At 68.1% G+C, this 13424-nt stretch carries 12 protein-coding genes and 2 riboswitches; of the genes, 6 read left to right on the top strand and 6 right to left on the bottom strand.

All coding sequences use genetic code 11. The features are described 5' to 3' along the window. Window positions 1-70: 70 nt before the first annotated feature. Window positions 71-445 (bottom strand): glycine cleavage system protein GcvH, encoded by a 375-nt coding sequence (gene gcvH, locus ACN20X_RS19825; protein ID WP_012206130.1) that lies wholly within the window; start codon window positions 443-445, stop codon window positions 71-73. Between the two features lie 133 nt (window positions 446-578). Continuing rightward, entirely contained in the window at window positions 579-1745 is a 1167-nt protein-coding gene (gcvT, locus tag ACN20X_RS19820) for a glycine cleavage system aminomethyltransferase GcvT (protein WP_473209781.1), read from the bottom strand. Between the two features lie 25 nt (window positions 1746-1770). Next, window positions 1771-1889, bottom strand: a riboswitch (glycine riboswitch). Window positions 1890-1904: 15 nt separating this feature from the next. Next, window positions 1905-2016, bottom strand: a riboswitch (glycine riboswitch). A 169-nt stretch (window positions 2017-2185) separates the two neighbouring features. Between gcvT and ACN20X_RS19815 the strand changes: the two genes are divergently transcribed. Then, window positions 2186-3790 (top strand): fatty acid--CoA ligase, encoded by a 1605-nt coding sequence (locus tag ACN20X_RS19815; RefSeq protein ID WP_154836355.1) that lies wholly within the window; start codon window positions 2186-2188, stop codon window positions 3788-3790. A 15-nt stretch (window positions 3791-3805) separates the two neighbouring features. Here ACN20X_RS19815 and ACN20X_RS19810 read toward each other — a convergent pair whose 3' ends face one another. Then, window positions 3806-4735, bottom strand: coding sequence for a LysR family transcriptional regulator (locus tag ACN20X_RS19810; protein ID WP_016451508.1), 930 nt, complete (start codon window positions 4733-4735; stop codon window positions 3806-3808). Window positions 4736-4833: 98 nt separating this feature from the next. Between ACN20X_RS19810 and ACN20X_RS19805 the strand changes: the two genes are divergently transcribed. After that, entirely contained in the window at window positions 4834-5325 is a 492-nt protein-coding gene (locus ACN20X_RS19805; RefSeq protein ID WP_016451509.1) for a DMT family transporter, read from the top strand. A 51-nt stretch (window positions 5326-5376) separates the two neighbouring features. Here the strand turns inward: ACN20X_RS19805 and ACN20X_RS19800 are convergent, their stop codons facing one another. Then, window positions 5377-7023 (bottom strand): sensor histidine kinase, encoded by a 1647-nt coding sequence (locus ACN20X_RS19800; RefSeq protein WP_473209780.1) that lies wholly within the window; start codon window positions 7021-7023, stop codon window positions 5377-5379. Window positions 7024-7481: 458 nt separating this feature from the next. Here ACN20X_RS19800 and ACN20X_RS19795 point away from each other — a divergent pair, with 458 nt between their 5' ends. The 3 genes from ACN20X_RS19795 to ACN20X_RS19785 all read left to right on the top strand — a co-directional run bounded on the left by ACN20X_RS19795 (window position 7482) and on the right by ACN20X_RS19785 (window position 9152). Continuing rightward, window positions 7482-7937 (top strand): Lrp/AsnC family transcriptional regulator, encoded by a 456-nt coding sequence (locus ACN20X_RS19795; protein WP_016446324.1) that lies wholly within the window; start codon window positions 7482-7484, stop codon window positions 7935-7937. A gap of 5 nt (window positions 7938-7942) precedes the next feature. Further along, window positions 7943-8710: a helix-turn-helix domain-containing protein gene (locus tag ACN20X_RS19790; RefSeq protein WP_473209779.1), complete on the top strand. Its 768-nt coding sequence runs from the start codon at window positions 7943-7945 to the stop codon at window positions 8708-8710. 85 nt (window positions 8711-8795) lie between these two features. Then, a complete protein-coding gene (locus ACN20X_RS19785; RefSeq protein WP_016451512.1) occupies window positions 8796-9152 on the top strand; it encodes a VOC family protein in 357 nt (118 codons plus the stop codon). Window positions 9153-9202: 50 nt separating this feature from the next. Here ACN20X_RS19785 and ACN20X_RS19780 read toward each other — a convergent pair whose 3' ends face one another. Next, window positions 9203-10684: an amino acid permease gene (locus tag ACN20X_RS19780; RefSeq protein ID WP_016451513.1), complete on the bottom strand. Its 1482-nt coding sequence runs from the start codon at window positions 10682-10684 to the stop codon at window positions 9203-9205. A gap of 257 nt (window positions 10685-10941) precedes the next feature. Next, window positions 10942-11832, bottom strand: coding sequence for a LysR family transcriptional regulator (locus ACN20X_RS19775; RefSeq protein WP_016446320.1), 891 nt, complete (start codon window positions 11830-11832; stop codon window positions 10942-10944). A gap of 91 nt (window positions 11833-11923) precedes the next feature. On the opposite strand from ACN20X_RS19775, the gene ACN20X_RS19770 reads away from it, so the two are divergent. Beyond that, window positions 11924-13387 carry an MFS transporter gene (locus ACN20X_RS19770; protein WP_034348112.1) on the top strand — a complete coding sequence of 488 codons (1464 nt, stop codon included), beginning with the start codon at window positions 11924-11926 and terminating at the stop codon, window positions 13385-13387. The last annotated feature ends 37 nt before the right edge of the window (window positions 13388-13424 follow it).

The raw sequence follows: 13424 nt of genomic DNA, 5'->3' as shown, positions 1-13424 counted from the left end.
GAGGGACCTGTCTCAAAAGCTGAAAAGCGCCAGGGCGGGCCCTGGCGCCCGTCCTGGCCGGAAAGTGGCGTCAGTTGCTCTGGGCAAAGGCCGTGTAGGCGGCTTCGTCGAGCAGCGCGGCCAGCTGGCCTGCGTCGCTGAGCTTGACCTTGAAGAACCAGCCTTCGCCCAGCGGGTCGCTGTTGGCCAGGGAGGGGTCGTCGCGCAGGGCCTCGTTGACTTCGACGATCTCGCCGCTGACGGGCATGTAGACATCGGCGGCGGCCTTGACGGACTCGACCACGCCGGCCACATCGCCCTGGTTGAAGCTGGTGCCCACGGCGGGCAGGTCGACGAACACCACGTCGCCCAGCGCATCCTGCGCGTGGAGGGTGATGCCGACGATGGCCGCGTCAGGGTTGGCGGCGTTGATCCACTCGTGGTCCTTGGAATACTGGATGCTCATGGCTTGCTCCGATAGAAACTGAAAAAACCTGTGAAAGGCGGTTTGAGAAAGGTCAGTGCGCACTGTAGCGGCATGCGATGGCAGGAAAAACGAATCCGCCGAACTCGATCCACGCCAAGCGCGCAGGCTGTCCTCAACCGCGGTGATAGCGGGGCGCCACGAAGGGCGTGGCCTGCACCTGCATGGGCACGGCCTTGCCGCGCACCATGGCCTGCAGGGTGGTGCCGACGGCGGCGCTGACCGGCTCCACGTACGCCAGGGCCACGGGCTGGTTCAGCGTGGGCGACAGCAGGCCGCTGGTGACCTGGCCGACCTTGCGGCCGCCGGCATCCAGCAGCTCCGTGCCTTCGCGCACGGGCACGCGCTCCAGGGCCACCAGGCCCACGCGCTTGCGCGTGAGCAGCTCGGGCGACTGCAGCTGGGCCAGCACGGTGGCCGCGCCGGGAAAGCCGCCTTCGCGCTCGCCACCTGCGCGGCGGACCTTCTGCACGGCCCAGTTCAGGGCGGCCTCGGCCGGGGTGGTGGTCGTGTCCAGATCGTTGCCGTACAGGCACAGGCCGGCTTCCAGGCGCAGCGAATTGCGCGCGCCCAGGCCCACGGGCCTGACTTCGGGCTGGGCCAGCAGGGCACGGGCAAAGGCCTCGGCGTGGCTGGCGGGCAAGGAGATCTCGAAGCCGTCCTCGCCGGTATAGCCGCTGCGCGTGATGTACAGCTCGGCCCCCTCCCAGTCGAAGTGGCCGCCCGTCATGAACACCAGGCCGGCCGTGTCGGGCAGCAGGCGCTCCATGGCGGCTGCGGCCTGCGGGCCCTGCAGCGCCAGCAGGCCCCGGTCGAATTGGGGCTCGATTTCGCAGCGCTGGCCGATGCGGGCCTGGATGTGCGCCAGGTCTTCATGCTTGCAGGCGCCGTTGACGATCAGGAACAGGTCGTCCTCGCGGCGCACGAACATCAGGTCGTCCAGAATGCCGCCCGCCTCATTGAGCAGCAGGCCGTAGCGCTGGCGGTGTTCGCCCAGTCCCAGCACGTCCATGGGCATCAGCGACTCCAGCGCGGCCCCGGCGTCGGCACCGCGCACGCTGATCTGGCCCATGTGCGAGACATCGAACAGGCCTGCCGCCTCGCGGGTGTGCAGATGCTCGGCCATCAGCCCCTGCGGGTATTGCACGGGCATGGAGTAGCCGGCAAACGGCACCATGCGCGCGCCCAGTTCCTGGTGCAGGTCGAACAGCGGGGTCCTGAGCAGATCGGTGGTGGAGGCAGCGGACAAGGAGGGCTCTCTTTCAGGCAAGGAACAAGGCATAACGCCATCCCGGTCCTCCGGGATGTGCTGCCCTGCTGTCCGCTTTACCTGAGAGATTCACCCGCACCTTCCATGCGTGGGGCTTGCTCCTTCGGTGGATGGGGCACACCGCCGTGCCCTGCATCTCTCTCCAGCTAGGAACGCCTGCGGCCGTGGCGGCAGGCGGTGCCAGTCCTTTTGCCTGAGCGTTCGGGGCGAACCCTGCGCCTTCGGCGGTGCCGCTGCCTGTGACCATTGCGGCCGGGCGGGCACTCTCTCCTGACCGGCGCATTCTAGCTGCGGCCAGCGTCCGCGCGGCTTCGGGATTTCCGCGGGCCGACTGCAACTCCATGCGCTTGCCTGCATGGATGCATTTGCAAATTGCATAACTGTCTAAAAAATCTCCTACATTGAGGTGCATCGATATATGAAATCTCGTGAGCGAGAAGGAAGAAGCGCACATGCAGCAGACGCTGGGAGACACATTGGCCTGGCCGGCACGTTACCTGCCGAACAAGGAAGCCCTGGTCGCGTGGGAGGGCGGCGAGCGCCGCGCCTGGACCTACGCCCAGCTCGATGCCGAAGTCAACCGCCACGCCCACGGCCTGGCCGAGCTGGGCATAGGCCATGGCGACGTGGTCGCAGCCTTTCTCTACAACACGCCGGCCTTTGTCTTCACCATGCTGGCGGCCGCGCGCCTGGGCGCCATCTTCAACCCCATCAACTACCGGCTGGCGGCGCAGGAGCTGGCCTTCATCCTCAAGGACGGCGCAGCGCGCGCCCTGGTCTTCGAGCACGAGGGCGGCGAGGTGGCCGCACGCGCCCAGGCCCTGCTCAAGGCCGAAGGCGGCGGCACTGGCGCAGGCATCGAGCACTGGATCTTTGCCGACGATGCCCCGGCCGACCCGCTGCCGGTCTGGGCCACGCAGCGCCTGTCCGCCCTGGCCAGGGGCCGCAGCAGCGCGCCGCCCCAGGCCCATGTGCGCGAGAGCGACCCCTGCATCCTCATGTACACCAGCGGCACCACGGGCCGGCCCAAGGGCGTGCTGCATACGCACCGCAGCAAGCTGGCGCACAACGCCCTCATGCACCAGACCATGCAGTTCACGCGCGACGACGTGGGCCTGGCCATGGCGCCGCTCAACCACACGGCCGAGCTGCACACCAGCTTTCTGCCGCGCCTGCAGGCCGGCGCCACCCAGGTGCTGCTGCGCCGCTTCGACGTGGCCGAGGCCTGGCGCCTGATCCGCGAAGAGCGCGTGAGCTTCTTCTTCGCGGCGCCCACCATGATCACCATGCTGCTGGCCGAACCCATCGCCTCGCCTGAGCAGGCGCCCGCGCTGAGGCTGGTGGAGTACGGCGGCGCCTCCATGGCGCCGCACCTGATCCGCGAATGGACGCGCAAGGTCGGCAGCGACCTGGTCCAGGTCTACGGCACCACGGAAATGGGCCCCTGCATGTCCGTCCTGCTGCCGCGCGAGCAACTCTCGCACGCGGGCTCGGCCGGGCTGCCCTCCATGGGCCATGACCTCATCGTGGCCCGCTTGCGCGAAGACAACGCCCCCACCGACCCGGCCGAGGCCTGCCTGCCCGGCGAGGTGGGCGAAATCCTCGTGCGCGGCCCCTGCATGATGGCCGGCTACCTCAACCGCCCCGACGCCAACACCCGCGCCCTGGCGCACGGCTGGTACCACACGGGCGACCTGGGCCACATCGACGACGACGGCTATCTCTGGATCCGCGACCGCATCGACTACATGATCAATTCGGGCGCCGAGAACGTCTATCCCCGCGAAGTGGAAGACGCCCTGGTCGAGCATGCCGACGTGCTCGAGGTCGCCGTCATCGGCGAGGCCGACGAGCGCTGGGGCCAGATCGTCGCCGCCCACGTGGTTGCCAAGCCGGGCGCCACACCCACGGCCGAGGCGCTGGACGCCTTCCTGGTCCATGGCGACCGCCTGGCTGCCTACAAGCGCCCGCGCCGCTACCACTTCCGCGAGGCCCTGCCCAAGACGGCCAGCGGGAAGATACAGAAGCAGTTGCTGAGGGTGGTGGTGGCAGCCTGAGGCTGCGGCCTGCACTTACTTCTGTGTTTGCCCCTGCGCAGTACAGCACTGCGCCATCGAGTTGCGCAGCCACCGATGCATGGCATCCCCCTGTTTGCGCACATGCCAGGCCTGCTGGTAGGCGAACTCGGGCAGCTCCAGCGGAGGAGTGAAGCGGCGCAGCGTTTTGTGGCGGCGCAGGTCGCCAATGGCGCGGCTGCCCACGGTCAGCACGAGGTCGGTGCCTGCCAGCACCTCCAGCGCCGCGCTCCAGTGGGGCAGGGCCAGCACCACGCGGCGGCTCAGGCCTTGGGCGGCCAGCGCCCGTTCGATCTCCTCGCTGGCGTCGGGCCGCATGGCCAGCATGACGTGCGGGCGCTGCAGCCAGTCTTGCAGTGACAGCCCGCCGCGTGCCGGCAGCACGGCTTGGTCGGCCACGCTCACGAACTGTTCCTGGAACAGATCCTGCACCTCGATGCCCTCGGGCAGGTCGGGTGCGTCGGGGAAGGGCCCCAGGGCCAGGTCCAGTTCGCCATCGGCCAGCTGGGCCAGCATCACCTCGCGCGTGGACTGGCTGATGGCCAGGTCCAGCCCGGGTGCGTGCTGGCGCAGATGCCGCATCAGCGGCGGCAGCACGATGCGCGATGCGTAGTCCGACAGCGCCAGCCGCAGCCGTCCGCGTGCGTGGGCCGGGTCGAACTCCGCCTGTGCCAGCAAGCCGTTGAGGCTGCCCAGCGCATCCGCCAGCGGTTGCACCAGGCCTTGCGCGCGTGCCGTCAGCGCCATGCGGCCGCCGCGCCGCACCAGCAACGGGTCGCCCAGGTGCTCGCGCAGCTGCGCCAGCGAATGGCTCATGGCCGGCTGGCTCTTGTGCAGCCGCAGGGCCGCGCGCGTCACATGTTTTTCAGCCAGCAGGGCATGCAGGGCCAGCAGCAGGTTGAGGTCGATCCGGCGCAGTTCATCCATGCCATGAATATAGACCGTGCACACAAATGATTTCCATCAACGTGCTGGATGCGAGAGCATGCAGGCATCGATTGACAGAAGAAAAAAGGTCTTGCCGCATGACAGGTAAAAGCACATTCACCGCCCTTGCTCCCGTGGCCCTGGCGCTGCTGGCGGGGGCTATCCTGCCATTCCAGGCTGCCAGCAATGCCCTGGTGGGCCGCCTGCTGGGCCACCCGCTGTGGGGCGCGCTGGTCTCGCTGGCCGTGAGCGTCATGGTCGTGGTGCCTGCACTGTGGGTGCTGCGCGCGCCCGCTCCGGCCATGGCCCAGGCGGCAGCAGGGCCATGGTGGCTATGGATAGGCGGTGTGCTGGGGGCCATCTATGTGGCCAGCGCGGCGGCCGTGACACCCAAGCTGGGCGCAGGCGGCTTCCTGGTCTGTGTGGTGGCGGGGCAGATCGTGGTCTCGGTGCTGGTGGACCACTTCGGCCTGATGGGCCTGGGCGCACGGCCGGTCAGTGCGACGCGCCTGGCAGGCGTGGCCTTGATCCTGGGTGGCGTGCTGCTGGTGGTGCAGGGCGGGACGGCCCGTGCAGCGGCGGCGCCATGAGCGCAGCGAGCACGCCCTGCTTCAGGGGCAAAGGCCCCGGCCTTGCCCGCGTCAGGCGGGCATGCCCGGCGGCACGGCGGCCGGCCTTGCCGCTGGCGGACATTCCTGGCGGGCATCTGCCGTGCCGGGCAGGAACCGGCCCAGCCGGATGACAAAGCAGGCCCCGCCTCCGGCAGCCGGCTGGAAGAACGCGTCGCCTGCGTGCAGCCTGGCGATGCGCCTGACCACGGACAGGCCCAGGCCATGCCCGTTGACGTGTCGGGTGGCGCTTGCGCGTTCATAGGGCTCGAAAACCTGTCCTGCCGCTTCGGGCGCAAGGCCCGGTCCCTGGTCGCTGACGGAAATCAGCAGGTCACCGGACGCATCGCAGCGGGCGGCCAGGGTGATGTCGCCCGCCTTGGCATATTTGATGGCGTTGCCGACAAGGTTGGAGATGGCGATGCGCACCAGGACAGGGTCGCATTGCCATTGCTGCGGGCCGTGTTCCAGATCCAGTTTCAGGCGATGCCGCCGGGACCAGCCGACGAGCTCTGCAGACTCCTCCAGGAGTTCATCCAATGGCGTCTGCTCCAGTTGCAGCCGGAACGCGCCCGCGTCCAGCCGGTCGTTGATCAGGCAGGTGTCCACCAGGGTCATCAGCCGGCGCGAAGCCCTGCGTATCTGCGACGCCTGCTCGATGAGGGAGTCCGCGTCCGTCGTCGGGAACGTCTGCAGCTCGGTCGCGGCGCCGTCCACGATGGTGAGCGGGGTGCGGAACTCGTGGTTGATCATGTTGAAGAACTGGCGCTGTTCCAGCCGCATCTCCCGCTCGCTGTGCAAGGCCGTCTGCAGGGCCTGCTGGGCCGTTTGCAGCTGTGCGGTGCGCTGCAGCACCTTGGACTCCAGCTCGCGCTCGGCCGCCTGGGCGCGTGACAGGGCCTGCATCCGCTCACTGCGCAGGGCGCGCTCCGCCACCCGCGTGCGGTTGGTCACCGCCATTCCCAGCAGGATGGCCTCGGAAACACGCCCGGCAAACCACAGCATCTGGGCCGATGGCAGCGCGACATCGGGCAGCAGGCCCTGGGTTCTCAGCAGGTTCAGGATGCCCAGGGCGGATGGCACGGCAAACGCCAGCGCGCCCGGCAGGTATTGCCACTGCCTTCGGACCACCAGCAGGTACAGCACGAAGACGGCGCCGAACGATGTGGACACCAGGGCCGTGAACACCACGGCACGCGAGATCTGCGCATAGCCACCCAACAGTGCCAGGCCCAGTGCGATGGCATTCAGCCAGGCCACCACGCTGAAGAGGTGCGCAGCCCAGATCCAATGGCGACGGAACTCGAACAATTGGCTGAAAAACACCGTCGCCACCACACAGAAGCTGCAGTAGGCGATGGACAGCGCATGCTGGGGCTGGTCGGCGCCGGGCAGCCACAGGCCTTCGGGCCGGTAACGGAAAGCAGCGTAGGCAAAACCGGCTGCCAGGAGCGCGGCGCAAAGAATGTAGAGCCTTTCCCTGAGCCAGCACCACAGGATCAGGCTCATCAGCGTGATGGCCAGGGCCGAGCCCATGTACGCGTAAAGCAGCATGGCGGCCGGCGCCATGCTCCTGCCGGGAAAGACCGCGATGCCCTGGGCTGCCTGGGGGTTGGGCAGCCAGCGGGTGAGCAGTGCCAGAAGCGCTGCGGCTGCCAGGGCTTGCGCCAGCCATCGCATTGCAGAATCCGTTGGCCAGTGCCTCCGGCGGCCTTCGGTGGGATTGTCTTGGGTGTGGATCAAGGGGCCGATTGGTTGATGTGGCGAGCGCCCATGCATGCCCGACGTCAGGGTCAGTGCATGGGCGTGCACGTTTGCGGGAGGCATTGTGCACCGGCCGCCGTTGCGGGAAAGCGCTGCCGGGTGTCTGCGGATGCCTGCCGGGTGCCCCAATGCAACAGGCCGCCCCACTGCGGATAAGCGGGGCGGCCTGTAACGGGTTCCTGAGGGGATCACGCATCCGGGCGCTGGCGGTAGTCGGCGGGGCTGGGTGAATGGTTTTGCTGCGCCGGTAAGCGTGCTCCCATGCAGACAAGTGTGCGCGTTTGGCCTCAGAAAATGCTGCTTTATTTCTTCAAAACAGGCGTTGCTACAGAAAATTATTCTGCGCCTGCCTGTTTTGCAGTAGATTGCCGGACATGGATACCCTCGACAGAAAGATTCTTTCCGCCCTGCAGGCCAACGCGCGCGCCAGCCTGCAGGAAATCGGCGCCGCCGTGGGCCTGAGTGCCTCGCCCTGCTGGGCACGCATCAAGAAGCTGGAAGAGGCGGGGGTGATCGAGGGCTATACCGTGCGCCTGAACCCGCTGGCGCTGGGCCTGGGCGATACGGTGCTGGTGCAGGTCACGCTGGACAGCCATTCGGACAACACGCTGGAGAAATTCGGCGAGATGCTGGCGACCATTCCCGAGGTGGTGGAGGCGCACCTGGTCTCGGGCGAGTACGACTACCTGCTGCGCGTCGTCGTCAAGGACACGCGCGACTACGAGCGCCTGCTGCGCGAGAAGCTCTACAAGATCAAGGGCATACGCCACAGCCAGTCCAGCTTTGTGCTGCGCACGCTGAAGAAGGCGGACCTGCCGCTGGGGGTCTGAAGTCCATGCCTTCTGGCCAGGCGCCGCCGCCCGCTCCCTACCGCGAACACTCCCCGCCGCCCGCCTTGCAGCCGCACTTCCAGTGCCTGTGGAGCAGCACCGTGGCCTCGGACTATGCCGGCGGCTTTCTCGTGGTGCCCGATGGCTGCGTGGACATCGTCTGCAAAGGCGGGCGGCTGCTGGCCGTGGGGCCTGACAGGGTGGCTGCGCGGCCCGCGCTCGTGCCGGGGTCCGAGGTATGGGGGGCGCGCTTCGGCCCCGGTGCGGCCAGCGCCTGGCTGGGCCTGCCCATGGACGAGATCGTGGGGCAGGCGGTGGAACTGGGCGATCTGCTGGGGCCGCGCGCGCGCGAGTGGGTGCATCGCATCAACGATGCGCAGCCGGGCGCAGGGCAGGCCGTGTTCATCCATGGACTGGTGCAAATGGGCCGCGACGCCCCGGAGCCCGACCGGCAGGCCATGCAGCTGTTCGGTGTGGCGGCTGCAGCCGGGTGGGACGCATCCGGTGTGCTGGCCGCCATGCGCGCGCAGCTGGACATGTCCGAGCGCAGCCTGCGCCGCCTGTGCCACGCGCAGTTTGGCTACGGCCCCAAGACGCTGGAGCGCGTGCTGCGCTTTCAGCGCCTGCTGGCCCTGGCACGGTCTGACCGGCAGGCAGGTCTTGCGGCCCTGGCGGCGGAGGCCGGCTATGCGGACCAGGCGCATCTGTCGCGCGAGGTGAGGGCGCTGTGCGGCATCACGCCCCGCGCTGCCCTGCAGCAACTGCTGGATTGAGCGGCCCGGCTGGCCGTTTTGTTCAAGATGCCATGCCCCTGCGTGGCCGATGATGGCGGCCTACCGACATTCAATGGAGCATCACATGGGCATCAGGGGCAACAACCACCAGATCGACAACATCGAATTCAACGTGGCCGACATCGCACGCAGCAAGGCGTTCTACGGCGAGGCCTTCGGCTGGACCTTCACAGACTACGGGCCGAGCTACACCGAGTTCAGCGACGGCCGGCTGACGGGCGGCTTCACCACGGGCGAGGAGGTGCGGCCCGGCGGCCCGCTGGTCATCCTCTACGCCGACGATCTGGCCGAGGCGCAGCGTCGCGTGCAGGCGGCCGGGGCCGTAATCAGCCGCGCGGCGTTCGCGTTCCCGGGGGGGCGCAGGTTCCACTTCACCGATCCGGACGGCTACGAGCTGGCCGTGTGGTCGGCCGATGCCTGAAAGACGACAGCCCGCATCTGCGGGCTGTTTTCATGGGGAATGGGAGGGCGTCAGTCGACGTTGGAGCCCAGCTGCATGTCCTTGTACTGCACGATGTGCGTGCCCTTGACCAGGCGGTAGCCGCCCCAGATCAGCAGGAACAACGGCAGGCCGATATAGGTGGCGACCACGCCGGTCCAGTCGATGCGGTCTGCCATGAAGGCCTCGTAGTTCTGGCCCAGCGTGATCACCATGCACAGCACGAAGGCGAAGATGGGGCCGAACGGGAACCACGATGCACGGTAGGGCAGCCGGTTCAGGTCCAGGCCCTGGGCCTCGTAGCCCTTGCGGAAGCGGTAGTGGCTGATGGCGATGCCCAGCCAGGCGATGAAGCCCGTCATGCCCGACAGATTCAGCAGCCAGATGTAGACCAGCTGGGGGCTGAAGATGTTGGTCAGAAAGCACAGCGCAGCCACGACCGTGGTGGCCAGCAGGGCCATCGTGGGCACGCCGCGCTTGTTGACGTACGAGAACATGCGCGGCGCCATGCGCTGGCGGGCCAGCGTGTAGAGCATGCGCGTGGAGGCGTACATGCCCGAGTTGCCGGCCGACAGCACCGAGGTCAGCACCACGGCGTTCATCACGGCGGCGGCCGACAGCAGGCCCGCGCGCTCGAAGACCAGGGTGAAGGGGCTGACGCTGATGTCGCCCAGGTCGTTCTTGAGCAGTTGCGGATCGGTGTAGGGGATCAGCAGGCTGATGACCAGGATGGCCAGGACGTAGAACAGCAAAATGCGCCAGAACACCTGGCGCACGGCGCGGGGCACGTTCTTGGCGGGGTTCTCGGATTCGCCAGCGGCAATGCCGATCAGCTCCGTGCCCTGGAAGGAAAAGCCCACGATCATGGCCACGCCGATCAGCGCCGAGAAACCGCCTGCAAAGGGCGCATCGCCCTGGCTCCACAGGGCAAAGTTGCCCCAGATGCCTTCAGGCGCGCCGCCCCGCACGATGCCCAGGATCATGAGCACGCCCACGCCGATGAAGAGGATGACGGTGGTCACCTTGATGGCGGCGAACCAGTACTCGGCCTCGCCGAAGCCTTTGACCGAGATGGCGTTGAGGCCGAACATGATGGCCAGGAACAGGGCGCTCCACAGCATGCCGTTGCCGTCGGGGAACCAGTAGGCCATGACCAGCTGGGCGGCCACCAGGTCCACGGCAATGGTGACGGCCCAGTTGTACCAGTAGTTCCAGCCCAGCGCGAAGCCGAAGCCTTCGTCCACGTAGCGCGCGCCGTAGGTGGCGAACGAGCCCGAGACGGGCAGGTTCGCGGCCATTTCGCCGAGGCTGGTCATGAGGAAGTAGACCATCAGGCCCACGATCATGTAGGCCAGCAGGGCGCCGCCGGGGCCGGCCTGCGAGATGGTGGCGCCCGAGGCAACGAAGAGGCCGGTGCCGATGGAGCCGCCGATGGCGATCATGGACAGATGCCGCGCCTTGAGTTCGCGCCTGAGTGCGGTGGGAGCGGCGTTCTTGGAGTTGTCTGCTGCCATGGATGTGTCGATGGTTGGATCAGATCCCGCGTGGCCGCTGGCCGGCGCGGGGGCAGGAATGCAAAACAGGTGAAAACAAAAGAGCCGCGCTGTCGCGGCCCCATCAAGGTGCATGCACCACGAAAAGGCGTGATTGTCCGAGAACGCAGCCATCGTGGAAAGGCAGCAGTTTAATCTCCCTTCACCCGCATAAGCCGATCTGAATCAGCAACCACTGTGTGTGCGGCGCCACGCCAGCTCGGCTGGCCGCTGCCGCCTCACCACTGTGTCTGCGCCAGCAGCAGTTGTGCCAGTGCCTTGATGCGCGGCGAAGCCTGGCGCGTGCGCGGGTAGACCAGGGACAGCTCGCGGGCGCGGCCTTCGTGCTGGGGCAGCAGCCGCACCAGCCTGCCCGCCTGCAGGTGCTCGCGCACCGCGAACTCCATGACCTGGGCCACGCCCAGGCCGCCCAGCGAGCCTTCCACCAGCGGGTCGCCGCTGTCGAAGGTCACGGTCTGCGGCGCCGGCCAGTCCAGCATCTCGCCGTTGCCCGCCAGGAACTGCCAGGGCACGCGCCGGCCCAGGTAGTGGTTGTAGACGGCCATGCAGCTGTGCTGCGCCAGCTCCTGCAGCGTCTGCGGCGTGCCGCGCGCCGCCAGGTAGGCGGGCGAGGCCACGGTCACCCAGCGCAGCGGCGGCAGGGCGCGGGCGATCATGCGGCTGTCTGCCAGCGGGCCGATGCGCACGGCCGCGTCAAAGCCTTCTTCCACCATGTCCACCATGCGGTCGGTGAAGCTGGTGTCGATCTGCAATTGCGGATGCTCGCGCAGCAACTGCCCCAGCAGCGGCACCAGCACGATGCGGCCCAGCATGGACGGCGCCGTCATGCGCAGCACGCCGCTGGGCGCGCAGCGCCGGTCGCTGACCAGCTGGCGCGCCTCCTCCAGCCCGGCGATCAGCGGGGCGCAGCGGTCCACCAGCGCGCAGCCGTCTGGCGTGAGCGACACGCTGCGCGTATTGCGGTGCAGCAGCCGCGTGCCCAGGTCTTTCTCCAGCTGCGCCACGGCGCGAGATATGCGGGACTGGCTGGTGCCCAGCAGGCTTGCCGCCTGGGTGAAGCTGCGGCTTTCGGCCACCTTGATGAGCAATTGAACGGCGTTGAGGTCCATGGCGATGGCAAGTTTGATTGATTCGATTTTGCATAAGAAAAATGAATATCTGATGTTTATCTTCAGAAATGCATTAATTAGGATCGCTCCCATGCTTGTGAACGACTCCCCCGCTGGCGCCCTGCGCCACCCGCGCGCCGCGCTGGCGCTGCTGTCCCTGTCCCAGTTGCTGATTGCGCTGGATGCCACCATCGTCTTCGTCGCGCTCGACGCCATGGGCCAGCAGCTGCAGATGGATGCGCACCACCTGCAATGGGTGGTCAGTGCCTACAGCGTGGCCTTTGGCGGCTGCCTGCTGCTGGGCGGGCGCTGTGCGGACCTGCTGGGCAAGCGGCGCATGTATGTGGCGGGGATGGCGCTGTTCGGCCTGGCCTCGCTGGTCGGCGGCTTCGCCTCCCAGCCCTGGCAACTGGTGCTGGGCCGCGCAGGGCAGGGCGTGGCAGGGGCGTTGCTGTTTCCGGCCACGCTGTCGCTGATCAATACCTTGTATGCGGCCGGGCCCGAGCGCAACCGCGCCCTGGCCGTGTGGAGCATGGCGTCGGCCGGCGGGCTGGCGGCCGGCGCGCTGCTGGGCGGCGTGCTCACGCAGGCGCTGGGCTGGAACTGGGTGCTGTGGGTGCTGGTGCCCGTGGCCTGGCCGTGTGCCATGGCGGCGCTGCGCTTTCTGCCGCCCTCGGCCCGTACCGGGCGTGCCGCACCGGGCCAGGGCTTTGATCTGGCCGGTTGCCTGAGCGTGACCGTGGGCAGCAGCCTGCTGGTGACGGCCCTGGTGCAAGGCCCTGAATGGGGTTTTGCCAGCGCCGCCACGCTGGGGACGCTGGCCGTGGCCATGGCGGCGCTGGTCCTGTTCTGGCGCATCGAGGCGCGCATCGCCTCGCCGCTGATGCCGCTGTCCCTGCTGCGCGTGCCCAGCCTGCGCTCGGCCATGCTGCTGACCATGATCTTCATGAGCAGCTTTGGCGTGCAGTACTACTTTCTGGCGCTGTACTTCCAGCAGATCTACGGCTGGAGCCCGCTGCAGGCCGGCCTGGCCTTCCTGCTGCCCACGGCGGTCTGCACGCTGGGCATCCGCTGGGCCGAACACTGGCTGCACCGCTCCACGCCGCGCACCGTGCTCATGGGCGGCTGGGCCGCAGGCACCCTCGGCCTGGCCTACATGGCCTGGGCACTGCCGCTGGGCGGCAGCTATGTCTGGCTGGTGCCGGGCTTTGTGGTGCTCAGCCTGGGCCAGGGCGCCAGCTGGACCGCCATGTGGGTGGTCGCCGGCCAGGGCGTGGCGGCTGCGCAGCAGGGCGTGGCCTCGGGCATTGCGGCCACGGCCCAGCAGGTGGGCGCAGCAATGGGGCTGGCCCTGCTGGTGATGGTGGCCACGGCGCCGCTGGCCGGTATCACGGCGCCCGATGCGCTGCGCGAGGCCACGGCCCGGGGGCTGCAGCAGGCCGAATGGGGTGCCGCGCTGATCGCGCTGCTGGGGTGGGTGGTGTCGGCGGCCATGCGCCGCGCACCGGCAATCCAGTCCGTGCCGGGCGCGGAGCAGCCTGCCTGCTCGCCTTGAGGTCACTGGCCCGCAGTTACCATCTGCGGCTGCTTTG

Source organism: Delftia sp. PX-1 (assembly GCF_055797465.1).
This window is presented reverse-complemented; position numbering and strand designations above follow the sequence as displayed.

Excerpts from the sequence above, each read along its gene's own strand:
- gcvH (WP_012206130.1), bottom strand. The coding sequence starts at position 445 with ATGAGCATCCAGTATTCCAAGGACCACGAGTGGATCAACGCCGCCAAC.
- gcvT (WP_473209781.1), bottom strand. The coding sequence starts at position 1,745 with ATGCCTTGTTCCTTGCCTGAAAGAGAGCCCTCCTTGTCCGCTGCCTCC.
- ACN20X_RS19815 (WP_154836355.1), top strand. The coding sequence starts at position 2,186 with ATGCAGCAGACGCTGGGAGACACATTGGCCTGGCCGGCACGTTACCTG.
- ACN20X_RS19810 (WP_016451508.1), bottom strand. The coding sequence starts at position 4,735 with ATGGATGAACTGCGCCGGATCGACCTCAACCTGCTGCTGGCCCTGCAT.
- ACN20X_RS19805 (WP_016451509.1), top strand. The coding sequence starts at position 4,834 with ATGACAGGTAAAAGCACATTCACCGCCCTTGCTCCCGTGGCCCTGGCG.
- ACN20X_RS19800 (WP_473209780.1), bottom strand. The coding sequence starts at position 7,023 with ATGCGATGGCTGGCGCAAGCCCTGGCAGCCGCAGCGCTTCTGGCACTG.
- ACN20X_RS19795 (WP_016446324.1), top strand. The coding sequence starts at position 7,482 with ATGGATACCCTCGACAGAAAGATTCTTTCCGCCCTGCAGGCCAACGCG.
- ACN20X_RS19790 (WP_473209779.1), top strand. The coding sequence starts at position 7,943 with ATGCCTTCTGGCCAGGCGCCGCCGCCCGCTCCCTACCGCGAACACTCC.
- ACN20X_RS19785 (WP_016451512.1), top strand. The coding sequence starts at position 8,796 with ATGGGCATCAGGGGCAACAACCACCAGATCGACAACATCGAATTCAAC.
- ACN20X_RS19780 (WP_016451513.1), bottom strand. The coding sequence starts at position 10,684 with ATGGCAGCAGACAACTCCAAGAACGCCGCTCCCACCGCACTCAGGCGC.
- ACN20X_RS19775 (WP_016446320.1), bottom strand. The coding sequence starts at position 11,832 with ATGGACCTCAACGCCGTTCAATTGCTCATCAAGGTGGCCGAAAGCCGC.
- ACN20X_RS19770 (WP_034348112.1), top strand. The coding sequence starts at position 11,924 with ATGCTTGTGAACGACTCCCCCGCTGGCGCCCTGCGCCACCCGCGCGCC.